The 26,264-nt window shown below is 71.7% G+C and carries 25 protein-coding genes and 1 pseudogene; 11 read left to right on the forward strand and 15 right to left on the reverse strand.

Going from position 1 to position 26,264, the window contains the following annotated elements:
* Positions 1–54 precede the first annotated feature (54 nt).
* The 4 genes and pseudogenes from dnaG (at position 55) to EIM48_RS15665 (ending at position 4,181) form a co-directional block, all read left to right on the forward strand.
* Positions 55–1,773, forward strand: a complete 1,719-nt coding sequence (gene dnaG, locus EIM48_RS04085; protein ID WP_125111121.1) for a DNA primase — start codon at positions 55–57, stop codon at positions 1,771–1,773.
* Between the two features lie 379 nt (positions 1,774–2,152).
* Positions 2,153–2,899, forward strand: coding sequence for a TerC family protein (locus EIM48_RS04090; protein WP_125111122.1), 747 nt, complete (start codon positions 2,153–2,155; stop codon positions 2,897–2,899).
* A 656-nt stretch (positions 2,900–3,555) separates the two neighbouring features.
* Positions 3,556–3,666: pseudogene (locus tag EIM48_RS15660) on the forward strand (MBL fold metallo-hydrolase); the annotation flags it as partial.
* A gap of 140 nt (positions 3,667–3,806) precedes the next feature.
* Entirely contained in the window at positions 3,807–4,181 is a 375-nt protein-coding gene (locus EIM48_RS15665; RefSeq protein WP_255416921.1) for an MBL fold metallo-hydrolase, read from the forward strand.
* Between the two features lie 48 nt (positions 4,182–4,229).
* On the opposite strand, the gene EIM48_RS04100 is transcribed toward EIM48_RS15665, so the two are convergent.
* The 4 genes from EIM48_RS04100 to EIM48_RS04115 are packed head-to-tail and all read right to left on the reverse strand — an operon-like array spanning position 4,230 to position 7,674.
* Complete coding sequence (locus EIM48_RS04100) at positions 4,230–5,129, reverse strand: heme o synthase (RefSeq protein WP_125111123.1); 900 nt, start codon at positions 5,127–5,129, stop codon at positions 4,230–4,232.
* Positions 5,126–6,313, reverse strand: coding sequence for a COX15/CtaA family protein (locus EIM48_RS04105; protein WP_019397011.1), 1,188 nt, complete (start codon positions 6,311–6,313; stop codon positions 5,126–5,128). The genes EIM48_RS04100 and EIM48_RS04105 overlap by 4 nt, the downstream gene beginning before the upstream one ends.
* 13 nt (positions 6,314–6,326) lie before the next feature.
* Positions 6,327–6,902 carry a hypothetical protein gene (locus tag EIM48_RS04110; protein WP_125111124.1) on the reverse strand — a complete coding sequence of 192 codons (576 nt, stop codon included), beginning with the start codon at positions 6,900–6,902 and terminating at the stop codon, positions 6,327–6,329.
* Between the two features lie 55 nt (positions 6,903–6,957).
* Positions 6,958–7,674, reverse strand: coding sequence for an SURF1 family protein (locus EIM48_RS04115; RefSeq protein WP_050992095.1), 717 nt, complete (start codon positions 7,672–7,674; stop codon positions 6,958–6,960).
* A gap of 75 nt (positions 7,675–7,749) precedes the next feature.
* Between EIM48_RS04115 and EIM48_RS04120 the strand changes: the two genes are divergently transcribed.
* A complete protein-coding gene (locus EIM48_RS04120) occupies positions 7,750–7,968 on the forward strand; it encodes a twin transmembrane helix small protein (protein ID WP_019397014.1) in 219 nt (72 codons plus the stop codon).
* Between the two features lie 110 nt (positions 7,969–8,078).
* Here the strand turns inward: EIM48_RS04120 and EIM48_RS04125 are convergent, their stop codons facing one another.
* The 6 genes from EIM48_RS04125 to EIM48_RS04145 form a co-directional block, all read right to left on the reverse strand.
* A complete protein-coding gene (locus tag EIM48_RS04125) occupies positions 8,079–8,954 on the reverse strand; it encodes a cytochrome c oxidase subunit 3 (RefSeq protein ID WP_125111125.1) in 876 nt (291 codons plus the stop codon).
* Positions 8,955–8,976: 22 nt separating this feature from the next.
* Positions 8,977–9,579, reverse strand: coding sequence for a cytochrome c oxidase assembly protein (locus EIM48_RS04130; RefSeq protein WP_019397016.1), 603 nt, complete (start codon positions 9,577–9,579; stop codon positions 8,977–8,979).
* Positions 9,576–9,707, reverse strand: a complete 132-nt coding sequence (locus EIM48_RS15670; protein WP_255326644.1) for a hypothetical protein — start codon at positions 9,705–9,707, stop codon at positions 9,576–9,578. The genes EIM48_RS04130 and EIM48_RS15670 overlap by 4 nt, the downstream gene beginning before the upstream one ends.
* A gap of 67 nt (positions 9,708–9,774) precedes the next feature.
* Complete coding sequence (gene ctaD, locus EIM48_RS04135; RefSeq protein ID WP_019397017.1) at positions 9,775–11,388, reverse strand: cytochrome c oxidase subunit I; 1,614 nt, start codon at positions 11,386–11,388, stop codon at positions 9,775–9,777.
* A 62-nt stretch (positions 11,389–11,450) separates the two neighbouring features.
* Positions 11,451–12,374, reverse strand: coding sequence for a cytochrome c oxidase subunit II (gene coxB, locus EIM48_RS04140; RefSeq protein WP_026010171.1), 924 nt, complete (start codon positions 12,372–12,374; stop codon positions 11,451–11,453).
* Positions 12,375–12,393: 19 nt separating this feature from the next.
* Entirely contained in the window at positions 12,394–12,867 is a 474-nt protein-coding gene (locus tag EIM48_RS04145; RefSeq protein ID WP_125111126.1) for a DUF2244 domain-containing protein, read from the reverse strand.
* Between the two features lie 211 nt (positions 12,868–13,078).
* Here EIM48_RS04145 and EIM48_RS04150 point away from each other — a divergent pair, with 211 nt between their 5' ends.
* Together EIM48_RS04150 and putA are read left to right on the forward strand one after the other, a co-directional pair.
* A complete protein-coding gene (locus tag EIM48_RS04150; protein ID WP_019397020.1) occupies positions 13,079–13,792 on the forward strand; it encodes an AraC family transcriptional regulator in 714 nt (237 codons plus the stop codon).
* Positions 13,793–13,988: 196 nt separating this feature from the next.
* On the forward strand, positions 13,989–17,177 hold the full coding sequence (putA, locus tag EIM48_RS04155) for a bifunctional proline dehydrogenase/L-glutamate gamma-semialdehyde dehydrogenase PutA (protein WP_125111127.1): 3,189 nt from the start codon (positions 13,989–13,991) through the stop codon (positions 17,175–17,177).
* Positions 17,178–17,249: 72 nt separating this feature from the next.
* Here the strand turns inward: putA and tyrS are convergent, their stop codons facing one another.
* Complete coding sequence (gene tyrS, locus EIM48_RS04160; RefSeq protein ID WP_028914390.1) at positions 17,250–18,458, reverse strand: tyrosine--tRNA ligase; 1,209 nt, start codon at positions 18,456–18,458, stop codon at positions 17,250–17,252.
* A gap of 182 nt (positions 18,459–18,640) precedes the next feature.
* Here tyrS and EIM48_RS04165 point away from each other — a divergent pair, with 182 nt between their 5' ends.
* The 3 genes from EIM48_RS04165 to EIM48_RS04175 all read left to right on the forward strand — a co-directional run bounded on the left by EIM48_RS04165 (position 18,641) and on the right by EIM48_RS04175 (position 22,295).
* A complete protein-coding gene (locus EIM48_RS04165; protein WP_028914389.1) occupies positions 18,641–20,068 on the forward strand; it encodes a peptidoglycan DD-metalloendopeptidase family protein in 1,428 nt (475 codons plus the stop codon).
* A gap of 19 nt (positions 20,069–20,087) precedes the next feature.
* Entirely contained in the window at positions 20,088–21,206 is a 1,119-nt protein-coding gene (locus EIM48_RS04170; RefSeq protein WP_026010177.1) for an anhydro-N-acetylmuramic acid kinase, read from the forward strand.
* 63 nt (positions 21,207–21,269) lie between these two features.
* A complete protein-coding gene (locus EIM48_RS04175) occupies positions 21,270–22,295 on the forward strand; it encodes an isoaspartyl peptidase/L-asparaginase (RefSeq protein WP_125111241.1) in 1,026 nt (341 codons plus the stop codon).
* A gap of 6 nt (positions 22,296–22,301) precedes the next feature.
* Here the strand turns inward: EIM48_RS04175 and EIM48_RS04180 are convergent, their stop codons facing one another.
* Positions 22,302–22,808: an O-acetyl-ADP-ribose deacetylase gene (locus EIM48_RS04180; protein WP_125111128.1), complete on the reverse strand. Its 507-nt coding sequence runs from the start codon at positions 22,806–22,808 to the stop codon at positions 22,302–22,304.
* Between the two features lie 229 nt (positions 22,809–23,037).
* Between EIM48_RS04180 and EIM48_RS04185 the strand changes: the two genes are divergently transcribed.
* Entirely contained in the window at positions 23,038–23,727 is a 690-nt protein-coding gene (locus EIM48_RS04185) for a hypothetical protein (RefSeq protein ID WP_125111129.1), read from the forward strand.
* A 25-nt stretch (positions 23,728–23,752) separates the two neighbouring features.
* Here the strand turns inward: EIM48_RS04185 and EIM48_RS04190 are convergent, their stop codons facing one another.
* The 3 genes from EIM48_RS04190 to EIM48_RS04200 form a co-directional block, all read right to left on the reverse strand.
* A complete protein-coding gene (locus tag EIM48_RS04190; RefSeq protein ID WP_028914386.1) occupies positions 23,753–23,980 on the reverse strand; it encodes a hypothetical protein in 228 nt (75 codons plus the stop codon).
* A gap of 74 nt (positions 23,981–24,054) precedes the next feature.
* On the reverse strand, positions 24,055–25,362 hold the full coding sequence (locus tag EIM48_RS04195; RefSeq protein WP_125111130.1) for an MFS transporter: 1,308 nt from the start codon (positions 25,360–25,362) through the stop codon (positions 24,055–24,057).
* Positions 25,359–26,171, reverse strand: a complete 813-nt coding sequence (locus EIM48_RS04200; protein WP_019398612.1) for an exodeoxyribonuclease III — start codon at positions 26,169–26,171, stop codon at positions 25,359–25,361. The genes EIM48_RS04195 and EIM48_RS04200 overlap by 4 nt, the downstream gene beginning before the upstream one ends.
* Positions 26,172–26,264 lie beyond the last annotated feature (93 nt).

The following is a 26,264-nucleotide window of genomic DNA, read 5'->3' on the forward strand; positions in this document are numbered from 1 at the left end:
TTTTTCCGCCACGCGGACAGGGCCAGGAACCCGCGCGGATGGCATCCTATTGCGATGGCCCGCCTGCCCGACGCGTTCATCGACGACCTGCTCGCGCGCACCGACATCGTCGAGATCGTCGGTGCGCGGGTGCCACTCAAGCGCAAGGGCCGCGAATACGCCGCGCCCTGCCCGTTCCACGACGAGCGCACGCCCTCGTTCTACGTCTCGCCGACCAAGCAGTTCTACCACTGCTTCGGCTGCGGCGCGCACGGCACCGCGATCAGCTTCCTGATGAACTACGACCGCCTCGAGTTCCTCGACGCGGTCGAGGAACTGGCGCGGCGCGCCGGCATGGAGATGCCAAAGGACACCCGCGCCGGCCCGCAGGACAACGACCTGCGCGACCAGTACGCGGCGCTGGAGGCGGCGGCCCGGCTGTTCCAGCGCCAGCTGGCCGACAGCCCGCGCGCGCTGTCCTACCTGCAGGGCCGCGGGGTGGACGCGGACACCCGCGCCCGCTTCGGCATCGGCTACGCCGCCGACGGCTATTCCACCCTGCTGGACGCGCTGGGCACGGACGAACGCCGGCGCAAGCTGCTGGAGCGCACCGGCATGCTCTCGCGCAACGAGCGCGGCAGCGTGTACGACAAGTTCCGCGACCGGATCATGTTCCCGATCCACGACCGCCGCGGCCGGGTGATCGCCTTCGGCGGTCGCGTGCTGGACAAGGACGCCAGCCCCAAATACCTCAACTCGCCGGAAACCCCGCTGTTCCACAAGGGCCGCGAGCTGTACGGCCTGTGGCAGGCACGCCAGGCCAACCAGAAGCTGGAGCGGCTGGTGGTGGTCGAGGGCTACATGGACGTGGTCACCCTGTTCCAGTTCGGCGTCACCCAGGCGGTGGCGACCCTGGGCACCTCCACCACCGCCGAGCACGCCGAGCTGCTGTTCCGCAACGCGCCGGACGTGTACTTCTGCTTCGACGGCGACGCCGCCGGCCGGCGCGCGGCCTGGCGCGCGGTCGAGTCGGTGCTGCCGCGGATGAAGGACGGGCGCCAGGCGTTCTTCCTGTTCCTGCCGGAGGGCGAGGACCCGGACACCATCGTGCGCAAGGAGGGCGCGGCCGGGTTCGACGCGCGCCTGGCCCAGGCCACGCCACTGTCGCAGTTCTTCTTCGAGGAACTGGGCCGCGACATCAACCGCAACACCCTCGACGGCCGCGCCCGCCTGGCCGAGCGCGCGCGTCCGCTGCTGGCACAGCTGCCCGACGGCGCCTTCGCCGACCTGATGCGCCAGGAGCTGCAGCGCCAGACCGGGGTCACCGCCACGGTCGCCGCCGCGCCGCCGCCCGCGCCCGCGCGCCGGGTGGTGCCGGCGCAGAAGCGCAGTCTGGTGCGCAGCGCGATCGCCCTGCTGCTGCAGCAGCCCTCGCTGGGCCTGCAGCTGGAGCGGCCGTACCGCTTCGACACCCTGCGCGCAGCGGGCGTGCCGCTGCTGCTGGAACTGCTGGAGGTGGTGCACCAGCGCCCGGAGATCAGCACCGGCGCGCTGCTGGAACACTTCGCCGGGCACGAACAGGGCGAGGCCCTGCGCAAGCTGGCGGCGCAGCCGCTGCCCGGCGACGAACAGAGCTGGGCAGTGGAGCTGCACGATGCCATCGCCCAGCTGGAGCGGCAGACCCTGCAGCAGCGCATCGACGAGCTGCAGGCCAAGCAGCGCGCGCAAGGCCTGGACGAGACCGACAAGTACGAACTGCGGATGCTGCTGAAGGTCCTGGCCGGGCGCGCCTGAAGCCCGGCCCCGGCGTGCCATGCTAGGATGCGGGCCTTCGAAGGGGAGTAGCCCCCAACGCTGGCGTCGTCATGACGGGCCACCCGGCCCCGGCGCAGCGGCAGGCCCGGACGGCCTGCGGGCAAGACCTTCGCCACCCCGCGGCGAAGGTGCGTCCATCGGCGATGCCACCCCACCGCGGCCCTGGAAACCCTGGAGCCCGCAACCCGTGCCAGATCCAACGCCATACCGCTCCCCGGCCCGCGCCGTGCGTGGCGCCGTGCGGCGCCGCCCGCCCGCGTCCCACCGCGCGCGCGCCGGCATCCCCGTCCCCGCATCCGCTACGCCGCCTGCACCCGCACGGCGCCAGTCTTCCGTTGCCTGACCCACGCGAGCCCACATGGACGCCCTGCTCAACCCCGAAACCTGGATCGCCCTGGCCACCCTCACCGCGCTGGAACTGGTGCTGGGCATCGACAACATCATCTTCATCTCGATCCTGGCCGGGCGCCTGCCGCCGGAACAGCGCAACAGGGCGCGCAGGCTCGGCATCGCCGCCGCAGCGATCACCCGCCTGGGCCTGCTGTTCACCATCGCCTGGATCATTGGCCTGACCAGGCCGCTGTTCGAGCTGTTCGGCCATGCCTTCTCCTGGCGCGACCTGATCCTGATCGGCGGCGGCCTGTTCCTGATCGCCAAGGCCACCCATGAGATCCACCAGAAGATCGAGGGTGCCGGGCTGGCCGAGGAAGGGCCGAACCTGGCCCGCGCCGCGACCTCCTTCGGTGGCGTGATCCTGCAGATCATGGTGCTGGACATCGTGTTCTCGCTGGACTCGATCATCACCGCCGTGGGCATGGTCGACGAGCGCTGGGTGATGGCCACCGCGATCCTGATCTCGATCGTGTTCATGATCGGCTTCGCCGGCCCGATCGGCGATTTCGTCGAGCGCCATCCCACGGTCAAGGTGCTCGCGCTGAGCTTCCTGATCATGATCGGCCTGGTGCTGATCGCCGACGGCTTCGGCCAGCACATCCCCAAGGGCTACATCTACGCGGCGATGGCCTTCTCGGTGTTCGTCGAGCTGATCAACCTGTGGATCCGGCGCCGCGAGCAGCAGGCTGTGGCGCGGGCAGGCGGGGACTGACGCGCGCCCCTGGTTGCGCGGCCCCGCCCGGCGAAGGGAGGGCAGGTATCGCCCAGGGGCGGCCGATGTCCGCGTGACCGTGAAGCGCGGCAACACGGCGCGGCAGCCGGATGCTTCCGTCGCGGTCATGCGCGCGCCGCGGGTCGCCGGCGGCGGGCATACCCGGTGGGCGCCGGAAGCCACCATGCCCGCCCGCGGCGGCGCGGGGCTGGTTCCCGCCTTCCGTCGGCGCCTGCCGCCATCGCCTTGCCGCTGCGCCGGCGCGCCGCCAGAATCCGGCGGTCAATCCACGGGAGTCAGCCATGTCGCACGTACGCAAGGCGGCGCTGCCGCTGCTGGTGGTAGCAATGGGCGCGGCGCTTGCCGCCTGCAGCCGCAACGAGGAAGCGGCCGGGGCCGCGCCTGCCCCGGTCGCCGCGCCGGAGGCCGCCCAGGCCGGCGTGCCCGCCAGCGAGCACGTCCACCCGTTCCAGGTCGGATCGCTGCAGGCTGCCGCGCTGCGCGACGGCGGCATTGCCGTGCCCAACGACAACTCGGTGTTTGGCGTCGGCCTGACTCCGGACGAGGTCGCCGGCGTGTTGTCGGGCGCTGGCCTGGACACCGATCGCCTGCACCTGAGCGTGCAGCCGCTGCTGGTGCGCGACGGGCAGCGGGTGATGCTGTTCGATGCCGGCGCCGGCCAGTTCGTCGGCGACAGCGCGGGCAAGCTGGGCGCGGCGCTGCAGGCGGCCGGCATCGTGCCGGCGCAGGTCACCGACGTGTTCATCTCGCATGCGCACGGCGACCATGTCGGCGGCCTGGTCGATGCCAGCGGCGCGCTGGCCTTCCCCAACGCCACCCCACCATCCATGTCTCGCAGCCGGAGTGGGAGGACCTGCAGGCCCAGGCCAGCGGCGAAGGCGCGGCCATGGCCAGCCTGGTCGCGGCGATCGCGCCGCAGGTCGACGCCTTTGCCCCGGAGGCGGAGCTGGTGCCGGGCATGGTGCAGGCGCTGCCGACCCCGGGACACACCCCGGGCCACGTCTCCTTCCGCATCAGCAGCGGCGGGGAAAGCCTGCTGTACGTGGGCGACCTGGTGCACCACCCGGTGGTCTCGGTGCAGCGCCCGCAGTGGACGATCCAGTGGGATCGCGACGCCGCCGCCGGCGCGGCGCAGCGGGCGAAGATGCTGGACACCGCCGCCGACAGCGGCGAACGCCTGTACTCGGTGCACTTCCCGTTCCCCGGCCTGGGCCGCATCGAGCGCGCCAGCGACGGCCAGCTGGCCTGGGTCGCCGAGTAAGCGATGCCAGGGCGCGGGCCGTCGCCCGCGCCCGGCCGTGCTGCCGGCTCAGACCGGCAGCAGCAGCGGCAGCCAGTGGTCCACCAGCAGGAAGGCGAACAGCGCCATCAGGTAGACGATCGAGTAGTTGAACACGCGCATGGCGTAGAACTCGTCCGGCGGATCGAGCAGGCGCCAGGCGTACCACAGGAACACGCTGCCCAGCACCAGCGCGCCGCCCAGGTAGAACAGGCCGCTCATGCCGAACACCACCGGCAGCACGCTCACCTCGACCAGCAGCACGGTGTAGAACAGGATCTGCCAGCGGGTGTAGGTCACGCCGTGGGTCACCGGCAGCATCGGGATCAGCGCGCGCGCGTAGTCCTCGCGGCGGAAGATCGCCAGCGCCCAGAAGTGCGGCGGGGTCCAGACGAAGATGATCAGCACCAGCAGCAGCGCGTGCTGCCAGTCCCAGGCGCCCTGCATGTTGGTGACCGCGGCCCAGCCCAGCAGCGGCGGCGCGGCGCCGGCCACGCCGCCGATCACGATGTTCTGCGGCGTGGCGCGCTTGAGGTAGCCGGTGTAGACCACCGCGTAGCCGATCAGCGAGGCGAAGGTCAGCACCGCGGTGACGGTGTTGACCCAAAGCACCAGCACCAGCATCGACGCCACGCCCAGCGCCAGCGCGAACGCCAGCACCTGCGCCGGGCGCAGCGCGCCGGTGGCCAGCGGGCGGTGCGCGGTGCGCGCCATCAGCTTGTCGATGCGCTGGTCGATCAGGTGGTTGATCGCCGCGGCCGAGGACGCGGCCAGCCAGATGCCGACCAGGCCCAGCACCGATTCGCGCAGCGGCGGCAGCCCCGGCACCGCCAGGAACATGCCGACCAGGGCGGTGAACACCAGCAGCGCGACCACCCGCGGCTTGGTCAGCTCCAGGTATTCGCGCCAGAGGGAAACGTGGGTGCTCATGCGACCTGCTCGGGCTCCCGCAACCGAGCCAGCAAGGTCACCAGCACGAACAGCAAGGCCGCGGCGCCGCCGTTGTGCATCACCGCCACCGGCAGCGGCAGCGACAGCTTGACGTTGAGCACGCCCAGCGCGACCTGGACCAGCACCAGCAGGCCCAGCAGCGCGGCCCAGCCGCGCATGCCCGGCAGCCGGTACAGCCGCCCGGCCAGCAGCAGCAGGTACAGCGCCGCGACCACCGCCATCATCCGGTGCGCCATCTGGATGGCGATGCGCGAGGCGCCGTCGAGCACGCCGCCTTCGTAGTCCACGCCGATCCCGCGCCACAGCACGAAGCCTTCGCGGAAGTCCGCAGGCGGCCACCACTGGCCGACGCAGCGCGGGAAATCCATGTAATGGTGGCTGGCGCCGGTCCAGCCGCCGCCGCCACAGGCGAGCGCCGCGTAGTTGGCGCTGGTCCAGCCGCCGAGCGCGATCTGCAGGCCCAGCACCACCAGCCCGGCGACCACCCAGCGCCGCAGCACGCGCGCGTCTGCCAGGCGGATCGGCAGGCCGGTGGCGCGCCAGGCCATCCATACCAGCAGCGCGAACGTGGTCAGCCCGCCCAGCAGGTGGCCCATCACCACGATCGGCTTGAGCAGCAGGGTCACGGTCCACTTGCCCAGCAGCGCCTGGAACACGATCACCGCCAGGGTCAGCACCGCCGCGCGCGCCAGGTCGATGTTGGACCAGCGCAGCGCCGCCAGCAGCAGTACCGCCTCGCCGGCACCGGCCAGGGCGAAGGCCAGGCCGATGTGGCCGTACATGTACGCCGGGATCGCGGCGGCGACCAGCAGCGAGGCGCCGATCACCAGCGGCACGCCGAGGCGGCGGCGGCGCACCGCCAGCAGCGCCAGCAGCAGCACCACCACGCCCAGGCTGGCGGCGAGGTGGCGGTGTACCTGCTCGCGCCAGGCCTTGTGGGTCTCGAACGGACGGATCCCGCTGGCCGCGTGCGCGGCCGCGTCGGCCGGCGCCGATGGCCAGGTGGCACGGCCGTAGCAGGTCGGCCAGTCCGGGCAGCTGAGGCCGGCGTCGGACAGGCGCACGAAGGCGCCGAACACGACCACGCAGGCGGTCAGCGCCACCGCCAGCCAGGCGATGCGGTGGAAATGGCGTGCCAGCGTCGGGCGGACGAGCGCGTTCATCGGATGGGAAGCCTCACTTCAGTTTCAGCAGGCGCGCGACATCGGCGCGCAGGCCGGCCGGATCGGATTGCGGCGCGTAGCGCAGGATCACGAAGCCGTTGGGATCGACCACGTACACCGGCACGCCGGCCGGGTCGGAGGCGCCGGGCAGGGACGCGCGCACGCCCGGGTCGTCGCGCAGCACGCGCATCTCCGGCAGCTGCGCAGCGCCGGCCGGGGCGGCGCCCAGCCACAGCACGTGCACGTGGTCGGCGTTGTGCCCGAACAGGCGCCAGACCTTGTCCAGCTGCGCCGCCAGCGTGGTGCACGCCGCGTCGCAGCCGGAGGCCGGGGGCACGGCCACGATGCGCCAGATGCGGGCCTGCGGCTGCCAGGGATAGGGCTCGCCGGAGGCCAGCTGCAGGCGGGCCTGGCGCAGGTCCACCGGCGGCTCCAGCAGCTGGCCGTGGTTGCGCAGGCCGGCCGGCATCCAGCCGCTGAAGCGCAGCGCGCCGGCGGCCAGCGCGCTGCCAAAGAACAGCACGAACAGCGCAACCAGCACCAGGCGGCCGCGGGCAGTGCGATCAGCGTCGGGAACGGAATGGCTCATGCGCGGGATTTTCGCATGCCGGGCCATGCCCTGTTCCGCGCGCCGGCCACGCGCCTCACCGGCGCCGCCGCAGGGTCAGCACCAGGGCGATGGCCAGCGCCGCGGCGGCCAGGGCGAACCACTGCACCGCGTAGCCCAGGTGGCGCTGCGGCGGCAGCGTGTTCGGCAGCAGTTCCAGGTCGCGCGCGTAGCCCAGCGGCAGTTCCGGATCCAGGCGCAGCACCCGCGGCGCCAGCGCCGGCAGGCCCAGTGCGGCGGCCACTGCCGCCGGCTCCAGCGCCACCACCAGCGCGGTGCCGTCGGCCTGGCGCTGCACCGCCGGCGCGGCCAGGCCGCGGGCCGGCGGCGGCAGCAGCAGGCCCGAGGCTTCGATCGTGCCGGCTGCCGGTGGCGGGACCTGCGGCATGCGGCGGTCGCCGGGCAGGGGCAGCCAGCCCAGATCCACCAGCAGCGGCAGCCCGTCCTCCGGTTCGAACACGCGGTAGGCGCGTACGCCGGGCCGGGAATCGCGGTTCTGGTTGTCCAGCAGCACCGCCGGCAGGTCGGCGAAGCGGCCGCGGCCGGACGCCCAGTCGTAGCCGCGCGCGCGCGCCGGATCGGCGGCCAGCGCCAGCGGTTGCGGCCGGCGCTCGGCCAGCACCTGCGCCGACGCGTCCAGCAGGGCCTGCTTGGCGTGCATGCGCTGCAGCTGCCAGGTGCCCAGCCCGCAGCAGGCCGCGGCCACGGCCAGGGCCAGGCCCCAGCCCGCCCACGACGGCAGGCGACGGCTCACGCGGCCCCCACGCCCGCCGCGGCGCCGGGCTGCGATAATGCCCGGCGCAAACCCGCACGCCACGAGCCACGTCCCGTGAACGATTCGCTCAAAACCCTGATCGTCGTCGCGTTCCTGCTGCTCATCATCTGGAACCTCGGCTCGGCGCTTTACTACCTCATGGTGGACCGCGGCGAGAGCAAGCGCACGGTCAACGCCCTCACCCGCCGCATCGCCCTGTCCATCGGCCTGATCCTGCTGGTCATCATCGGCATCTGGACCGGCGTGATACAGCCGCATGGGGTTGGCGGCTGAGGCCGCCAGCCCGTGGTTTGTCATTGGTGATCAGTGATCCGAAACAACAAGGGCGCCTGATGGCGCCCTTGTTGCTTGTGGCTCGCGCTTCGCTTCTATCGAATCACGAATCACAGCACGTAAACAAAGAGGAACAGCCCCAGCCAGACCACGTCCACGAAGTGCCAGTACCAGGCCGCGGCTTCGAAGCCGAAGTGCTTGTCCCGGGTGAAGTGGCCCTTCAGCGCGCGGAACCACATCACGATCAGCATGATCGTGCCCAGGGCGACGTGGGCGCCGTGGAAGCCGGTGAGCATGAAGAAGGTCGAACCGTAGATGCCCGAGCCCAGGGTCAGGTTCAGCTCCTTGTAGGCGTGGATGTACTCCTCGCCCTGGAACACCAGGAAGGTCAGGCCCAGCAGCACCGTGGCGCCCAGCCAGACCAGCAGCTGGCCGCGCTTGCCGGCCTTGAGCGCGTGGTGGGCCACGGTCAGGGTCGCGCCGGAGGTCAGCAGGATCAGGGTGTTGACCAGCGGCAGGCCCCAGGCCGGGATGGTCTGGAACTGGCCGCCGACGCCGCCCGGGCCGGCGCTCGGCCAGGCCGCGCTGAAGCCCTGCCACAGCAGCTCGTTGGTGAGCACGCCGTCGCCCTCGCCGCCCAGCCACGGCAGCGCGAACTGGCGGGTGTAGAACAGCGCGCCGAAGAACGCGCCGAAGAACATCACCTCGGAGAAGATGAACCAGATCATCCCCATCCGGAACGAGCCGTCGACCTGGCGGTTGTAGTGGCCGCCCTGCGACTCGCGGATCACCTCGCCGAACCAGTAGAACAGGGTCGCCACCATCAGCGCCACGCCGAGGAAGAACGACCACTTGCCCCAGGCGATCTCGTTGAGCCAGGTGGCCACGCCGATCATCATCACGAACATCGACACCGAAGCGAAGATCGGCGCCTTGCTCTTGGCCGGCACGAAGTAGATGTTGGCGTCGGTCTGGGAATGGGCCATGGCGTGGATTCCGTTGCTCGGGTCAAGGCGCCGCGAGCGGCGCGCGGGAAGCCCCGCCCGCGCCCAATTGCGCGGTGAGGGCCTCGTTCCTGAAGAAGGTATACGAGAGGGTGATGGTCTTCACGTCGGCCGGCAGGTCCGGGTCCACGATGAAGCGCACCGGCATTTCGCGCCGCTCGCCCGGCTGCAGGGTCTGGGCGGTGAAGCAGAAGCACTCGGTCTTGGTGAAGTAGCCCGAGGCCCGCGCCGGCGCCACCGAGGGCACGGCGCTGCCGACGATCGGGCGGTCGCTGTCGTTGCGCGCGTAGTACGTCGCCTCGGCCAGTTCGCCCGGGACCACCTGCATGGTCAGCTGCTCCGGGCCGAAGGACCACGGCAGCTTCGAGTTCACGCCGCCATCGAACAGCACGGTGACGGTACGTTCCTGGCGCGGCCCGGCGGCGGCCGGCGCGGCGGCACGGGCCTGGCCGGTGCCGCCTTCCAGGCGGATGCCGAACACCTTCTCGCACGCGATCCGGTACAGCGGCACCAGCGAGAAGGCGAACGCGAACGCGGCCAGCGACACCCCGGCCAGCTTCAGCCAGCCGCGGCGGCGCGGAGCGGCGTCGGCGCGCGGATCGCTCATGCCTGCAGCACCCCCGAGAGGATGAAGCCCACGTAGATCGCCAGGGCGATCGCGCCCACGACCCACACGGTGCGCACCACGCCACGGCGGCGTGCGGCGTCATCGCGATGGTCGGGGGCGTGGTTCATCGTTCCTCCGTTGTTCCGGGCCCGCCCGGGCGCGCCGGGCGGGAACTGCTTCCGCCGCGGCGGAAGCTCAGTGGGTGATGTCGCCGTGGGCCAGGTCGCCGTCCTTGATCACCGGCGGCACGGTGAAGGTGTGGTGCGGCGCCGGCGACGGGATGGTCCACTCCAGGCCACGCGCGCCTTCCCAGGCGCGGGCCTCGGCCCTGGCGCCGTGGCGCAGCGAGTGCCACAGGATGAAGCCCATCATGAACGGCGTGGCGAACATGCCGAACGCGCCGATCGAACTGACCAGGTTCCAGTCGGCGAACACCACGTTGTAGTCCGGGATGCGGCGCGGCATGCCGGCCAGGCCCAGGAAGTGCTGCGGGAAGAACAGCAGGTTGGCGAACACCACCGACCACCAGAAGTGGAACTTGGCCCAGCGCTCGTTGTACATGCGGCCGGTGAACTTCGGCCACCAGTAGTACACCGCGGCGATCAGCGCGAACACGGCGCCGGTGACCAGCACGTAGTGGAAGTGCGCGACCACGAAATAGGTGTCGTGGTACTGGAAGTCGGCCGGCACGATCGCCAGCATCAGGCCGGAGAAGCCGCCGATGGTGAACAGCAGCACGAAGGCGATCGCCCACAGCATCGGCGCCTCGAAGGTGAGCGAGCCCTTCCACATGGTGGAGACCCAGTTGAACACCTTCACGCCGGTCGGCACCGAGATCAGCATGGTCGCGAACATGAAGTAGATCTCGCCGCCCAGCGGCATGCCCACCGTGAACATGTGGTGCGCCCACACGATGAACGACAGGAAGGCGATCGCGGCGGTGGCGTACACCATGGCCTGGTAGCCGAACAGCGGCTTGCGGCTGAAGGTCGGGATGATCTCGCTGACCACGCCGAAGGCGGGCAGGATCATGATGTAGACCTCGGGGTGGCCGAAGAACCAGAAGATGTGCTGGTACATCACCGGGTCGCCGCCGCCGGCGGCGTTGAAGAAGCTGGTGCCGAAGAACTTGTCGGTCAGCAGCATGGTCACCGCGCCGGCCAGCACCGGCATCACCGCGATCAGCAGGAACGCGGTGATCAGCCAGGTCCAGCAGAAGATCGGCATCTTCAGCAGGTCGATGCCCGGGGCGCGCATGTTGAGGATGGTCGCGATGATGTTGATCGCGCCCATGATCGAGCTGATGCCCGCCACGTGGATGGCGAAGATGGTGAAGGCCACGTTGTAGCCGCCCTGCAGCGACAGCGGCGGGTACAGGGTCCAGCCGCCGGCCGGCGCACCACCGGGCAGGAACAGCGAGATCAGCAGCAGGGTGAAGGCCACCGGCAGCAGCCAGAACGACCAGTTGTTCATGCGCGGCAGGGCCATGTCCGGCGCGCCGATCTGCAGCGGCACCATCCAGTTGGCCAGGCCGACGAAGGCCGGCATCACGCCGCCGAAGATCATGACCAGGGCGTGCACCGTGGTCATCTGGTTGAAGAACTCGGGGCTGACGACCTGCAGGCCGGGGGTGGCCAGCTCGGCGCGGATGACCACGCTCATGGCCGCGCCGATGATGAACATCACGAAGGAGAACAGCAGGTACAGCGTGCCGATGTCCTTGTGGTTGGTCGAGAAGAACCAGCGCTCGACGAACCCCTGCTTGTGGCCGTGGTGGTCGTCGTGGTGCTCGGCGGCGGTATGGGCCATGGCGTTGCTACCTCTGGGATGCGTTTGCGTGGCGGCCGCGGCGGCGGCCGTTGCGTGCGGGATCAGGCGGCCTGCGGCGCCGCGGCCGGGGCGCTGCCCTCGGCCTCGTCGACCGGCTCGGCGGCGTCGGCCGGCGCTTCGCCGGACTCCTCCGCGGGCGCCTCCGGCGCGGCCGGCTTCTTCGAGGCCAGCCAGCGCGCGAATTCCTCCTTGGAGACCGCCTCGACCACGATCGGCATGAACGCGTGGTCCTTGCCGCACAGCTCGGCGCACTGGCCGCGGTACACGCCAGGGGTCTTGATCTCGGTCCAGGCCTCGTTGATCAGGCCGGGGATGGCGTCCTGCTTCCAGCCCAGCGCCGGCACCCACCAGGAGTGGATCACGTCGTCGGCGGTGATCACGAAGCGGACCTTGGTGTCCACCGGCAGCACTAGGCGGTTGTCCACCTCGAGCAGGTAGTGCGGGTGCTGCGCCGGGTCCGGGCGCTCGCCGCTCTGGCGGATGCGGTCGTGCTCGCGGTCCAGGCGGCTGGTGAAGCTCACGCCCTCGCCCAGGTACTCGTACTTCCACATCCACTGGTAGCCGGTGACCTTGACGGTCATCTCGGCGTCGCGGGTGTCGTACATCGAGATCAGCTTGGCGGTGGCCGGCCAGGCCATCGCGATCAGGATCAGGACCGGGATCACCGTCCAGATCAGCTCGGCGGTGGTGTTGTGGCTGAACTGGGCCGCGACCGCGCCCTTGGACTTGCGGAAGCGGACCACCGCCACGGCCATCGCGCCGAACACCACCACGCCGATGGCCACGCAGATCCACAGCGCGACCATGTGCGCGTCATAGGCGTTCTGGGAGGTGGCGGTGACGCCGCGCCCCATGTTCAGCTGCCACCGTTGCGGATCGGCCGACTGGGCCCAGGCCAGCAACGGTGCCGCCATCAGCGTGCCCGCAGCCATCCAACGCTTCCACCATCCCTTCGCTTGCATCATTGCCTAGACCCTGGTTGCGTCATCGGTTGCGGCCGCTGGCGGCCGCCAGGAATTCCCTCAGGCACCGCGCCAGCTGCCGGCGCTCGCCCGGGCCGAGGAAGGTTCCCACCTCCACGTCCCGGCCGCCGGAGGAGAGCATGACCATGCCATCTTCCGGCGCCACCTGCAGCCTCACCCAGTAAGGATGGGCGCTGAATACCGTCTCGGCGCCGCGGCGGACTTCCACCGCCCGCGGCCCGATGGCGATCTCCTCGCCGCGTTCCCCGTTGCTCCACAGCATGCGCAACGCCAGCGCCACCCCTGCGCTGTGCAGCAGTGCGAACGCCGGCGCGAAGACGTTGCCCGCCAGCCAGCCCAGGCCGGCCGCCAGCCACATCGCCCCCGCCAGCGCGGCGAACAGCGCCCTGAACTGGCCTGCCGTCAGGGCCCGCGGCGGGCGCAGCCTCAACTGCGCGCCGGCGTCGCCGGACCTGCCTGGCAGCACCTCGATCACGTCGCCTACCGCCGCTCGCAGCTGCGGAAAACCGAAAGATGGTAAGCGCGAATCACTGGCAGCGGCAACCCGCATTGATCCAGGACAAGGCGGCCGGGCCCGGGCCGTGGCATGGAGGGGGTCACGCCCGCGCGGCCCGGGCCGGACCGGGGGCGGCCTGACACCGCACCCAATTAGAATGTCGTGCCCTGCCGCCGGCCCCCCTGCCCCCGTGAAGCCCAGCCCGCTCGCCGTGGATGCCGCCGAGGTCGAGGCCCTGTTCGACTCGATCCCGGACGTGCTGTTCTTCATCAAGGACCGCGAGGGCCGCTACACCCACGTCAACGCCACCATGCTGCGCCGCCTCGGCCTGCGCTCGCGCAAGGAGATCATCGGCAAGCGCGCCAGCGAGGTGTATCCCAGCGGCCTGGGCGCCAACTACGGCCTGCAGGACCGCCAGGTGCTGGAAGGGGCGGTGATCGACAACCTGCTGGAGCTGCACCTGTTCTCCGACCAGGAGCCGGGCTGGTGCCTGACCTGCAAGCGCCCGCTGCGGATCGACGGCCAGGTAGCCGGGCTGATCGGCATCTCCCGCGACCTGGCCGGGCGCGAGGGCCTGGAGGCGGACTACCGCTCCCTGCGCGAGGCCCTGGTGCACATGAACCGGCACTACGCCGAGAACATCCGGGTGCAGGACCTGCTGGACATCACCGGCTTCTCCGAGTCCAAGCTCGAGCGCACCTTCCAGAAGGTGTTCCAGCTCTCGCCGTTGCAGCTGCTGACCCGGGTGCGGATCCAGGCGGCGATGCACCGCCTGCACGGACCCGGCAGCATCGCCTCCATTGCCCAGGCCTGCGGCTTCTCCGACCAGAGCGCCTTCACCCGGCGCTTCGTGGCCCTGGTGGGCATGACCCCGGGCGAGTACCGGCGCCTGCGCGCGGGCTGAACCGGACAGGCAGGCGACGCCGGCGTTCACGCCATCCGCCCGCCGGTGGACCAGGCTGGGGACGCGGCCCGCGCGCGCTGCGTTTGTGCCGCCCCCCGCGGCCGCGCCGGGGGAATCGATCAATCCAGCCGCCACGCCCGGCGGCGAAGATGCGCTCGCACGGCGGCCCTCCGGCCGCCCCGTTCCGAGTCGACCCATGTCCGCCCTGACCGTCCCCTGCCAGGAGCTGCCGCCTGGCACCGCTTCGCCCCTGCGCGCAGCCATCACCGCCGCCTGGCTGCGCGACGAGACCACCCATGTGCGCGAGCTGCTGGAGCAGGCGCGCCTGGACCCCGCCCGCCAGGCCGAGGTCGAGGCCCTCGCCACCGACCTGGTCCGCCGCGTGCGCGCCCGCGCCGCCGACCAGGGCGCGATCGAGGCCTTCATGCGCCAGTACGACCTGGGCAGCGAGGAAGGCGTACTGCTGATGTGCGTGGCCGAGGCGCTGCTGCGCATCCCCGACCAGGAAACGGCCGACAAGCTGATCCGCGACAAGCTCGGCGACGCCGACTGGGAGAAGCACCTGGGCCAGAGCGAATCGGTGCTGGTCAACGCCTCGACCTGGGGCCTGATGCTCACCGGCCGCCTGGTGCAGCTCAACGACGCCACCCGCCACGACGTGCCCGGCGCGTTCAAGCGCCTGGTGGCGCGCATCGGCGAGCCGGTGGTGCGCCTGGCCGTGCGCCAGGCGATGCGGATCATGGGCCACCAGTTCGTCATGGGCCGCACCATCGAGGAGGCGCTGGCCCGCTCGCACAAGGGCGACAACGCCGGCTACCGCTATTCCTTCGACATGCTCGGCGAGGGCGCGCTGACCACGAAGGACGCGCGCCGCTACCTGGAGGACTACAAGCGCGCCATCCACGCCATCGGCAAGGACAACCTCGCCCGCGGCGGCGGCCCGGGCGGCGACGTCACCCGCGCCCACGGCATCTCGATCAAGCTCTCGGCCCTGCATCCGCGCTACGAGCACGCCAAGCGCGGGCGGGTGCTGGCCGAGCTGGCCCCGGCGGTGCTTGAGCTTGCGCAGCTGGCCCGCTCCTACGGCATCGGCTACACCGTCGACGCCGAGGAGAGCGAGCGCCTGGAGCTGTCGCTGGACATCATCGAGGCCACCTTCTCCGATCCCTCGCTCGAGGGCTGGGAAGGCTACGGCCTGGCGGTGCAGGCCTACCAGAAGCGCGCGCCGTACGTGATCGACTTCCTCGCCGACCTGGCCCGCCGCGTAGGCCGCCGCATCCCGGTGCGCCTGGTCAAGGGGGCGTACTGGGACGCGGAAATCAAGCGCGCCCAGGTCGAAGGCCTGGCCGGCTATCCGGTGTTCACCCGCAAGCAGAACACCGACGTGTCCTACCTGGCCACGGCGCGGCGCATGTTCGAGCACGGCGACGCGATCTACCCGATGTTCGCCACCCACAACGCGCAGACCATCGCCGCGATCCGCGCCATCGCCGATGGCCGCCCGTACGAGCACCAGAAGCTGCACGGCATGGGCGACGACCTCTACGCCGAGGTGGTGCCGGCCGACCGCCTGGGCGTGCCCTGCCGGGTGTACGCGCCGGTCGGCAGCCACGAGGACCTGTTGCCGTACCTGGTCCGCCGCCTGCTGGAGAACGGCGCCAACTCCAGCTTCGTCAACCGCATCACCGACGAGGAGGTGCCGGTGGCCGAACTGGTGCGCGATCCGGTGGCCGTGGTCTCCGGTTTCGACTCCATCCCCCACCCGCGCATCCCGCTTCCGCGCGACCTCTACAGCCACCAGGGCTTGGACAGGAACAACTCCATGGGCCTCAACCTCGCCGACGACAACGCACTTGCCGGACTGGCCGCGCAGATGGCCGCGCATACCGGCCTCTGGCGCGCCGCGCCGCTGGTGCCCGGAGCACTCGATGCCGTGCTCGAGCCGGTGGTGGTGCGCAACCCGGCCGACCGCCGCCAGGTCGTCGGCCAATGGCAGCCGGGCAACGAGGCCACCGTCGACCGCGCCCTGGCCAATGCCGTGGCCGCGCAGCCGCAGTGGGACCGCACCCCGGCCGCCAGCCGCGCCGCGATCCTGGAGCACGCCGCCGACCTGCTGGAGCAGCGCATGCCGCAGTTCATGGCCATGTGCGTGCGCGAGGCCGGCAAGACCATCCCCGACTCGGTGGCCGAGGTACGCGAGGCGGTCGACTTCCTGCGCTACTACGCCGCCCAGGCACGGGCGAAGTTCGGCGCCCCGGAGCAGATGCCGGGCCCGACCGGCGAGTCCAACCAGCTGCAGCTGCAGGGCCGCGGCGTGTTCGCGTGCATCAGCCCGTGGAACTTCCCGCTGGCGATCTTCCTCGGCCAGGTGGCCGCGGCCCTGGCCGCCGGCAACGCGGTGGTGGCCAAGCCGGCCGAGCAGACCAGCCTGGTCGGCCACGCCGCGGTGCAACTGCTGCACGAGGCCGGCGTGCCGGAGGCGGTGCTGCAGTTCGTGCCCGGCGACGGCGCCAGCGTCGGCGCCGCGCTCACCAGCGACGCGCGCGTGGCCGGCGTGGCCTTCACCGGCTCGACCGAGACCGCGCGCGCGATCAACCGCGCCCTGGCCGCGCGCGAGGACGCCGGCATCGCCGTGCTGATCGCCGAGACCGGTGGCCAGAACGCGCTGATTGCCGATTCCTCGGCCCTGCCCGAGCAGCTGGTCAAGGACGCCATCGCCAGCGCCTTCACCTCCGCCGGCCAGCGCTGCTCGGCCGCGCGCGTGCTGTTCGTGCAGGAGGACATCGCCGACAAGGTCACCACCATGCTGGCCGGCGCAATGGCCGAGCTGCAGGTTGGCGACCCGGCGCTGCTGGCCACCGACGTCGGCCCGGTGATCGACGCCGACGCGCTGGAGATGCTCAAGGCGCACGCCGCGCGCATGGACCAGGAGGCGCGCGCGATCGCGGTGGCGCCGCTGGATCCGGCGCTGGAGCACGGCAGCTTCTTCGCCCCGCGCGCCTACGAGCTGCAGTCGCTTTCGCAGCTGCAGCGCGAGGTGTTCGGCCCGGTGCTGCACGTGGTCCGCTGGAAGGCCGACCAGCTGGACGCGGTGATCGACCAGGTCAACGCCACCGGCTACGGCCTGACCCTGGGCATCCACTCGCGCATCGACGGGACCGTCGAGCACATCGTGGCGCGGGCCAAGGTCGGCAACGTCTACGTCAACCGCAACCAGATCGGCGCGGTGGTGGGCGTGCAGCCGTTCGGCGGCCAGGGCCTGTCCGGCACCGGCCCCAAGGCCGGCGGCCCGCACTACCTGCTGCGCTTCGCCACCGAGAAGACGGTGACCATCAACACCACCGCCGCCGGCGGCAACGCCTCGCTGCTGACCCTGGGCGACTGAGCCGCGGCCAGCCACGTAGGAAACGGAAAGGGGCGCCATCGGCGCCCCTTTTCCATCCGCCGGCCGCCGGGCTCAGGCGGCGACCAGGCGCACCCGCGCGAAGTTGCGCTTGCCCACCTGCAGCACGCCTTCGAAGCCCGGGGTGAATACCCGCGAGGCGTCCTCGACCACTTCGCCGTCGACCTTGACCGCGCGCTCCTTGAGCTTGCGGTTGGCCTCGGAGTTGGACGGGGTGATGCCGGCGGCGGTCAGCAGGGCGGCGATGCGCAGGCCCTCGGCCGGAACGGCCACGTCCTGCAGCGGCAGCAGCGAGGTATCGCCCTGGCCGGTGACCGCGGCGTGCCAGCCGGCGATCGCGGTCTCGGCCGCGGCGGCGTCGTGGAAGCGGGTGGCCAGCTCGCGCGCCAGGCGCAGCTTGACGTCGCGCGGATTGAGGCCGGCGGCGACCTCCTCGCGCAGCTTGCGCGCCTCGGCGGCGGAGATCTCGAAGCTGAGCAGCTCGATCCACTTCCACATCAGCTCGTCGCCGATCTTCATCGTCTTGTTGACGATGTCGATCGCGGCTTCGGCGATGCCGATGTAGTTGCCCAGCGACTTGCTCATCTTGTTCACGCCGTCCAGGCCTTCCAGCAGCGGCATGGTCAGCACGATCTGCGGCGCCTGCCCGTAGTGCTCCTGCAGGCCGCGGCCCATCAGCAGGTTGAACTTCTGGTCGGTGCCGCCCAGCTCGACGTCGGCCTGCAGCGCCACCGAGTCGTAGCCCTGCACCAGCGGGTACAGGAACTCGTGGATGGCGATCGACTGCTGCGCGGCGAAGCGCTTGGAGAAGTCGTCGCGCTCGAGCATGCGCGCCACGGTGTGCTGGCCGGCCAGGCGGATCATGTCCGCCGCCGACATCTTGCCGAACCACTCGCTGTTGAAGCGGACCTCGGTGCGCTCGCGGTCCAGCACCTTGAACACCTGCTCGGCGTAGGTCTGGGCGTTGGCCAGCACGTCCTCGCGGGTCAGCGGCTTGCGGGTGGCGCTCTTGCCGGTGGGGTCGCCGATCATCCCGGTGAAGTCGCCAATCAGGAAGATCACCTGGTGGCCCAGGTCCTGGAACTGGCGCATCTTGTTCAGCAGCACCGTATGGCCCAGGTGCAGGTCCGGCGCGGTGGGGTCGAAGCCGGCCTTGACCCGCAGCGGGCGGCCAAGCTTCAGCCGCGCCTCCAGCTCCTCGGGCTTGAGGATCTCGTCGGCGCCGCGACCGATCAGGGCAAGGGATTCTTCGACGGAAGGCACGTTCTGCTCCAGCGGGAAGTCGGGGGAAGGGGGCTGACAAACTTGAACGTCATGTTAAGTGCTAGTTAACGGGGGCGCCACCGGAAAGTTCAGGTTCTTCAATGGTTTGACGCATGGATTTCATGTGTCTAAGGTACGCGGCGGTGGGCCGCATTCCGGGGTCCCGTGAAGGAAGCCGTCCAATGCCCCTGACCGAACACCGCGTGCGCAAGCAGCAGTTCCACGACCGGCTCGGGATCCTCCACCACAGAACCCTCCGCCACAAGCTCAAGCTGAAGAAACGCTTCCCGGCGGCCTTCAACACCCGCTGGACCCGCCGCCACTGGGTCCACGCCAGCCTGTTCGCCACCCTCGGCGCCCTGATCGCCACCATCATCCCCGGATTCTCCGCACAGCTGGAGCCGCAGACCCGGCTGCACGCCACCCTGCCGCTGAGCCTGCCGCCGCTGACCGTGCGCGCGCCCACCGCGGCCCAGCCCGGGCACCAGTGGGAAGTGGTCCAGATCCAGCCCGGCCAGACCCTGGGCGCGCTGTTCGCGGCGATGGGCGTGTCCAGCCAGGTGATGCACCAGATCCTCGAGCAGCCCGGCAACCGCGAGCCGCTCAGCCGCCTGCGTCCCGGCGCCGAACTGGCCTTCGCCCTGGGCGAGGACGGGCAGCTGCACGGCTTCCGCTTCGACCGCAGCCCGACCGAGCGGGTCGAGCTGACCCTGGCCGGCGGCAAGATCCACCAGAAGGTGCTCGAGCGCGCCACCACCACCCGGATCGCGGTGGCCAGCGCCGAGATCGAGCACTCGCTGTACGCCGCCGGGCGCAAGGCCGGCCTGAGCCCGGCCTCGATCGCGGTGATGACCGACGAGATCTTCAAGTACGACATCGACTTCAAGGACGTGCAGCGCGGCGACCGCTTCAGCGCCGTGATCGAGGAGACCTGGCGCGAGGGCGAGCGCATCGGCGGCGGCCGCATCCTGGCGGCAAGCTTCACCACCGGCGGCAAGACCTACACCGGCGTGCGCTTCGAGCACGAGGGCAAGGTCGGCTACTACACCCCCGACGGGCGCCCGCTGAAGAAGAGCTTCATCCGCATGCCGATCCCGTATGCGCGGCTGTCGTCCAAGTTCGGCGCGCGCCACCACCCGGTGCTGGGCAAGATGCGCATGCACAAGGGCGTGGACTACGCCGCCAGCACCGGCACCCCGATCATGGCCGCCGGCGACGCCAGGGTGCAGTTCGTCGGCCAGCAGCGTGGCTACGGCAACGTGGTGATCCTCGACCACGGCAAGGGCCACACCACGCTGTACGCGCACATGTCGCGCTTCGGCAAGATCCGCCAGGGCCAGCACGTGTCCCAGGGCACGGTGATCGGCTACGTCGGCTCCACCGGCCTGGCCACCGGCCCGCACCTGCACTATGAATTCCGGGTCAACGGCCAGCACCGCAACCCGCTGTCGGTGACCATGCCGCCACCGGAGCCGCTCAAGGGCGCCGCCCTGGCCGCGTTCCGGCAGCAGACCGCGCCGACCTTGGCGCGCATCGAGTCGATGGAGCAACTGCTCTACGCCAGCGCACCCAAGGCGGAGGCGGACAAGGCCGCCGGCAAGCGCGGCTGAGCCGGCGCCCGCGCCTACAATGGCGCGCATGTCCCGACTCTTCCTTGGCCTGATCTCGGGCACCAGCGCCGACGGCATCGACGCGGCGCTGGTCGAATTCCCCGACGGCCCCGCCACCGCGGGCCTGCGCCTGGTCGCCGCCCATACCCATCCCTGGGAAGAAGCCGTGCGCGCACGCCTGGTCGCGATCGGCCAGGGCGGCGAGCCGCAGTCGCTGGACGAGCTGGGCCGGCTGGACGTGCAGGTGGGCGAGGCCTTCGCCGCCGCGGCCCTGGCCCTGCTGCGCCAGGCCGGGGTGGCGCCGGCGCAGGTGGCGGCGATCGGCTCGCACGGCCAGACCCTGCGCCACCGCCCGCACGGCCCGGCGCCGTTCACCCTGCAGGTCGGCGACGGCGCGGTGATCGCCGAGCGCACCGGCATCGCCACGGTCTGCGACTTCCGCCGCCGCGACGTCGCCGCCGGTGGCCAGGGCGCGCCGCTGGTGCCGGCGTTCCACGCCGCCCTGCTGCATTCGCCGGCCGAGGACCGCGCCGTGCTCAACCTCGGCGGGATCGGCAACTACACCCTGCTGCCGCGCGCCGGCGCGATACGCGGCTTCGACACCGGCCCGGCCAACGCCCTGCTCGATGCCTGGTGCCTGCGCCATACCGGCGCGGCGTTCGACGCCGGCGGCGCGTTCGCCGCCTCCGGCAGCGTGGACCAGGCGCTGCTGGCACGGCTGCTGGACGAGCCCTGGTTCGCCCTGCCACCGCCCAAGAGCACCGGCCGCGAGCAGTTCCACCTGGAGTGGGTGGAAGCGCGCCTGCGCGGCGAGCCCGCGGCCGACGTGCAGGCCACCCTGCTGGAACTGACCGCCGCCACCGTCGCGGACGCGCTGCAGGCGCACCAGCCCGGCACCGCGCGCGTGCTGGTATGCGGCGGCGGCGTGCGCAACCCCGTGCTGATGGCGCGGCTGGGCGCGCGCCTGCCGCAGGTGGCGGTCGAGTCCACCGCGGCCTACGGCCTGGACCCGGATTTCGTGGAAGCGATGGCGTTCGCCTGGCTGGCGCGCGAAACCCTGGCCGGGCGCCCCGGCAACCTGGCGGCGGTCACCGGCGCGCGCGGACCCCGCGTGCTGGGCGTGGTGCACCCGGCCTGAGCGCGGCGCCGCGCGCCGCACCGGAAGAGGAGGATGGCAATGGGCAAGCGTGGCGGGACCTGGATGGCGGCCTGGCTGGCACTGGGCGCGATGCTCGCGGCCCGCGCCCAGGCCGGAGTGCAGTCCGATCCGGTACACGACGGCGCCCCGGCGGCGGCGCCACTGCTGGTGCTGCATGGCGGCGCCGGGGTGGAGCGAGGCAGCCTGGCGGCCGCCGAGGAAGCCGCCGCGCGCCAGGCCCTGGCCCGGGCGCTGCAGGCCGGGCACGCGGTGCTGCGCGAGGGCGGCGCGGCGCTGGACGCGGTGACTGCCGCGATCGCGGTGCTGGAGGACGCGCCGGAGTTCAATGCCGGCCGCGGCGCGGTGTTCACCCACGACGGCCACAACGCGCTGGACGCGGCGGTCATGGACGGCACCAGCGGCCGCGCCGGCGCGATCGCCGGGGTGCGCCGGGTGCGCAACCCGATCCGCCTGGCGCGCGCGGTGATGGAAGCCTCCCCGCACGTGATGCTCGCCGGCGAGGGCGCCGAGGCCTTCGCCGCGGCCCGGGGCATCGAGCTGGTCGATCCGTCCTGGTTCCGCACCGACAAGCGCTGGCGCCAGCTGCAGCAGGCGCGGGCACGCGAGCAGGGCCAGGCCGCCGCCGCGCCGGCGCACCCCTACTTCGGCACGGTCGGCGCGGTGGCGCTGGACGCGCGCGGCGGCCTGGCCGCCGGCACCTCCACCGGCGGCATGACCAACAAGCGCTGGGGCCGGATCGGCGACTCCCCGATCATCGGTGCCGGCACCTGGGCCGACGCCCGCTGCGCGGTGTCCGGCACCGGCTGGGGCGAGTACTACATCCGCGCCGCCGCCGCGCACGAGATCTGCGCGCGGGTGCGGCTGGCCGGGCAGCCGCTGGTGCAGGCGGCCGCGGAGGTGATCAACCGCGACATCCCCGCCGCCGGCGGCAACGGCGGCGCCATCGCCCTGGGCGCGGACGGCAGCATCGCCCTGCCGTTCAACACCGGCGGCATGTACCGCGGCTGGATCGGCGCCGACGGGGTGCCGCACGTGGCGGTGTTCGACGAGCCGCTGCCGCTGCCCTGAGCCGGCTCAGGCGCCGGCCAGCAGGCGCTGGTAGCGCGCCAGGTCGGCCGCCGAGAAGCAGCAGAACAGCACTTCCCGCACCACCCGCGCCGGGAACCCCGCCACCGTGGCCAGCGCCAGCGGCGCCGCCAGGTCCGGTGGATAGCCGTACACGCCGGTGCTGATCGAGGGGAAGGCGACGCTGGCGCAGCCATGCGCCTCGGCCAGGGCCAGGCTGTTGCGGTAGCAGGCCGCCAGCAGTTCCGGTTCGCCGGCCTGGCCGCCGCGCCACACCGGGCCGACGGTGTGGATCACGTGCCGCGCCGGCAGGCGGTGGCCGGCGGTGATCCGCGCCTCGCCGGTCGGGCAGCCGCCCAGCGCGCGGCACTCCTCCAGCAGGCCCGGCCCGGCGGCGCGGTGGATCGCGCCGTCGACCCCGCCGCCGCCCAGCAGCGAGGAATTGGCGGCATTGACGATGGCGTCCACCGCCAGGGTGGTGATGTCGGCCTGTACCGCCCGCATTCGCAGGGTCATGGTTCGCGTTCCTCCGTGCCTGGCACTGCGCAGGGTGCCACGCGGCCGGCCCGCGTACAGCCGCGCGACGCCCGCGCAGCTGAAGCAGCGATGACGCAATGTTCCACGGGCCGGGCTGCCGGGGGCGGCTGCCAAAATTAAAATTCCGCTACCCAACGCGCGCGTCCCCCCCCCCCCCCCCAGGCCCGCCCCCGACCGGGCCCCGCGCGCCTCCCCCGAGGGTTTGGACATGGAAAAACAACGGCACATCCTGCTGGCCCACCTGGGCCGTTCCGCGCTGCTGGCGCTGGTCATGGCCACCCCGGTGGCGCTGCTGTACGCCGACATCCAGCTGCTGGGCGACAACGTGGGCGAATGGTCGCTGGTCGAGCTGACCCAGCTCGGCTTCCTGGTCGCCACCGTGCTGGCGTTCGTGCGCCTGGCCCGCGCCCGCGCGGACGAGCGCGGCTTCGCCGTGCTGGCGGCCGGCTTCTTCGGCTGCATGCTGATCCGCGAGCTGGACGCGGTCTGGGACCTGCTGTTCCGCGGCCTGTGGTCGATCCTGGTCGCGGCCCTGGCCGCCGCCAGCCTCGGCTACGCCCTGCGCCAGCGCCAGGCCACCCTGGACGCCACCGCGCGCTTCCTGCGCTCGCGCCCGGCGGCGGTGATGACCATCGGCCTGGTGCTGCTGCTGATCTATTCGCGCCTGTTCGGCATGACCACGCTGTGGCACGGCCTGCTGGCGGAGAACTACGTGCGCGTGTTCAAGAACGCGGCCGAGGAATGCACCGAGCTGCTGGCCTACACCCTGATCATGGCCTCGGCCCTCACCTATGCCGCCCAGCGCATCCGCGAGCAGCGCAAGGCCCTGGCCGCGCGCGGCCACGCCCGCGCCGGCGCGGCGCTGCTGCAGGCGCGGCGCGCCTCCGGACGCCACTGAGGCGGCGGATCGCCGGCCGGCGGGCTCAGAAGTCCCGCCCGGCCGGCAGCAGCTTGAGCGCGGCGATGGCCTCGGCCAGCGCCTCCACTTCCTGGTTCTCGAAGCCCGCGCGCACCTCTTCCTCGGCCGCGAACAGGCCCTGCTCCAGCAGCCGGATCACGGCTTCCCGCAGCGGCCAGCCGCGGGCCTGGGCGACGCGCTGGATGCGCTCGGCCAGGATCGGGTCGATGTCGCGCAACACCAGGTCGGGCATGGCCTTGGCGGCTCGGTGGGGGGCGGGGCAAAGACTGCCACGAAGCGCCGCCGCATACGAGTCGCCGGCCGCCGTCAGCGTGCCGGGTCGGCCCCGGCCTCGCGGATCCGCGGCCACAGCCAGGCCAGCAGGGCCAGGGTCGGGACCACGGTCAGCGCCGACAGCACGAAGAAGGTCGCGTACGAGGTGGCCTCGACCACGTAGCCGGACACGCCGCCGGCGAACTTGCCCGGCAGGTTGGCCAGCGACACCAGCAGCGCGAACTGGGTGGCGGTGAAGTTGCGGTCGGTCAGCGAGGACATGAACGCCACCAGCACCGTGCCGGCGAAGCCCTGGGCCACGTTGTCCACGGTGATCGCCGCGTAGAACGCCCAGATCTGCGACGGGTACTGGCTCATCAGCAGGAACGCCAGGTTCGACAGCGCCACGCCGAGGGCGGCGACGAACAGCATGCGGCGGAAGCCGAACGCGGCCACGCACAACCCGCCCAGGAACGCGCCGCCGATCCCGGCCCAGATGCCGTACAGCTTGGACACGGTGGCGATGTCGGCCTTGCTGTAGCCGCTGTCCAGGTAGAACGGGCCGGCCATCACCCCGATCACCTGGTCGGGGAACTTGAACAGGCCGACGAACAGCAGCAGGGCCAGGCCCAGGGCCAGGCCGTTGTTGGCGAAGAAGCTGGAGAACGGCTGCCAGAACGCGCCGAGGAAATCGATCCGGCGCACCACGGTGGCCTCCGGCACCGCCGGCTCGCGCGACAGCAGCGTCGCCAGCGCCGGCGCCAGCATCAGCGCCGCCATCGCCAGGTAGGCCACGGTCCAGCCGCCGAACTCGGCCAGGTAAAGCGCGCCGGCGCCGCCGAGGATCAGGCCGATGCGGTAGCCCAGGGTATAGGTGGCCGCCAGCGCGGCCTGGGCCTGCGCCGGGGCGACCTCGATGCGGTAGGCGTCGACCACCGAGTCCTGGGTGGCGCCGGCGAAGGAGGTGAACAGCACCCAGCCCACCAGCGGGCCCACGCCCAGCTCCGGGCGGGTGAAGGCCAGCGCGGCCAGGCCCGCCGCCACGCCCAGCTGCGCCGCCAGCAGCCACGAGCGGCGCCGTCCGAGCAGCCCCAGCGGCGCGAACACGTAGCGGTCCAGCAGCGGCGCCCACAGGAACTTCAGCAGGTAGAAGAAGCTGGCCAGGCTGATCAGGCCGATGCTGGCCAGGTCCAGGCCGCCGTCGCGCAGGCGGGTGGACAGGGTCATCGAGGCCACCGGCAGGAACGGCAGGCCGCAGCCGAAGCCCAGCAGCGCCAGGGTCAGCGCCGACGGCGTGCCGAAGGCGCGGCGGATGCCGGCCCAGCCCTTGTAGCGCGGCGGCTCGCCCGCGGGCGCGTTCACGGCAGCGCGCCTTCGTAGTCGACGATGAACGGGGCGTGGTCGGAGAAGCGCTGCTCGCGGTAGATCGAGCAGCCGCGCAGGCGCGGTTTCAGCGACGGGGTGACGAACTGGTAGTCGATCCGCCACCCCACGTTGTTGGCGCGCGCCGCGCCACGGTTGCTCCACCAGGTGTAGTCCTCGCCCTGCGGATGCAGCGCGCGGTAGGCGTCGACCCAGCCGCCGGGTCGCGGCGGGGTGCCGTCGCTGCCCTCGTCCGGGCCGATCATGCCGTTGAGCCAGGCGCGCTCCGGCGGCAGGCAGCCCGAATTCTTCTGGTTGGAGGTCCAGTTCCGGATGTCCTTGCGGCAGCGGACGATGTTCCAGTCGCCGCACAGCACGTAGTCGCGGCCGCTGGCCAGCCACTCGTCGAGCACCGGCTTCAGCCACTCCATGACCTGGAACTTGTAGCCCTGGCGCAGCTCGCCGGAGGAGCCGGAGGGGATGTAGAACGAGACCACGCTGAGGTTGCCGAAGCGCGCCTCGATGTAGCGCCCCTCCTCGTCGAAGTCCGGCCGGCCCAGCACCGTGCGCACCTCGTCCGGCTCGCGCCGGGCGTAGATCGCCACGCCGCTGTAGCCCTTCTTGCTGGTGGCATCGCGGTAGAAGCAGTGGTGGCCGTCGGGGCGGAAGCAGGCGTCGGCCAGCTGGTGCTCCTGCGACTTGGTTTCCTGCAGGCAGACCACGTCCGCGTCCTGGCCGGCCAGCCAGTCGAAGAAGCCCTTGCTGGCGGCCGAGCGGATGCCGTTGGCGTTGAAGCTGATGATGCGCATGCGGGGACGGGTCGGAAAAACAGGCCGACAGCCTACCCAATCGCGCCCGCCGGCGCTGCCTCCGCGGCGCGCCGCGGCCGTATCCTATGCCGC

Source organism: Pseudoxanthomonas sp. SGNA-20 (assembly GCF_003931635.1).
Classification (GTDB): domain Bacteria; phylum Pseudomonadota; class Gammaproteobacteria; order Xanthomonadales; family Xanthomonadaceae; genus Pseudoxanthomonas.

Excerpts from the sequence above, each read along its gene's own strand:
- EIM48_RS04175 (WP_125111241.1), top strand. The coding sequence starts at position 21,270 with ATGGCGGCCTGGCTGGCACTGGGCGCGATGCTCGCGGCCCGCGCCCAG.
- EIM48_RS04190 (WP_028914386.1), bottom strand. The coding sequence starts at position 23,980 with ATGCCCGACCTGGTGTTGCGCGACATCGACCCGATCCTGGCCGAGCGC.
- dnaG (WP_125111121.1), top strand. The coding sequence starts at position 55 with ATGGCCCGCCTGCCCGACGCGTTCATCGACGACCTGCTCGCGCGCACC.
- EIM48_RS04130 (WP_019397016.1), bottom strand. The coding sequence starts at position 9,579 with ATGAGCGATCCGCGCGCCGACGCCGCTCCGCGCCGCCGCGGCTGGCTG.
- EIM48_RS04180 (WP_125111128.1), bottom strand. The coding sequence starts at position 22,808 with ATGACCCTGCGAATGCGGGCGGTACAGGCCGACATCACCACCCTGGCG.
- putA (WP_125111127.1), top strand. The coding sequence starts at position 13,989 with ATGTCCGCCCTGACCGTCCCCTGCCAGGAGCTGCCGCCTGGCACCGCT.
- EIM48_RS04200 (WP_019398612.1), bottom strand. The coding sequence starts at position 26,171 with ATGCGCATCATCAGCTTCAACGCCAACGGCATCCGCTCGGCCGCCAGC.
- EIM48_RS04185 (WP_125111129.1), top strand. The coding sequence starts at position 23,038 with ATGGAAAAACAACGGCACATCCTGCTGGCCCACCTGGGCCGTTCCGCG.
- ctaD (WP_019397017.1), bottom strand. The coding sequence starts at position 11,388 with ATGGCCCATACCGCCGCCGAGCACCACGACGACCACCACGGCCACAAG.
- EIM48_RS15665 (WP_255416921.1), top strand. The coding sequence starts at position 3,807 with ATGGCCAGCCTGGTCGCGGCGATCGCGCCGCAGGTCGACGCCTTTGCC.
- EIM48_RS04110 (WP_125111124.1), bottom strand. The coding sequence starts at position 6,902 with ATGAGCCATTCCGTTCCCGACGCTGATCGCACTGCCCGCGGCCGCCTG.
- EIM48_RS04100 (WP_125111123.1), bottom strand. The coding sequence starts at position 5,129 with ATGAGCACCCACGTTTCCCTCTGGCGCGAATACCTGGAGCTGACCAAG.
- EIM48_RS15670 (WP_255326644.1), bottom strand. The coding sequence starts at position 9,707 with ATGAACCACGCCCCCGACCATCGCGATGACGCCGCACGCCGCCGTGGC.
- EIM48_RS04170 (WP_026010177.1), top strand. The coding sequence starts at position 20,088 with ATGGCGCGCATGTCCCGACTCTTCCTTGGCCTGATCTCGGGCACCAGC.
- EIM48_RS04105 (WP_019397011.1), bottom strand. The coding sequence starts at position 6,313 with ATGAACGCGCTCGTCCGCCCGACGCTGGCACGCCATTTCCACCGCATC.
- EIM48_RS04165 (WP_028914389.1), top strand. The coding sequence starts at position 18,641 with ATGCCCCTGACCGAACACCGCGTGCGCAAGCAGCAGTTCCACGACCGG.
- EIM48_RS04125 (WP_125111125.1), bottom strand. The coding sequence starts at position 8,954 with ATGGCCCATTCCCAGACCGACGCCAACATCTACTTCGTGCCGGCCAAG.
- coxB (WP_026010171.1), bottom strand. The coding sequence starts at position 12,374 with ATGATGCAAGCGAAGGGATGGTGGAAGCGTTGGATGGCTGCGGGCACG.
- EIM48_RS04090 (WP_125111122.1), top strand. The coding sequence starts at position 2,153 with ATGGACGCCCTGCTCAACCCCGAAACCTGGATCGCCCTGGCCACCCTC.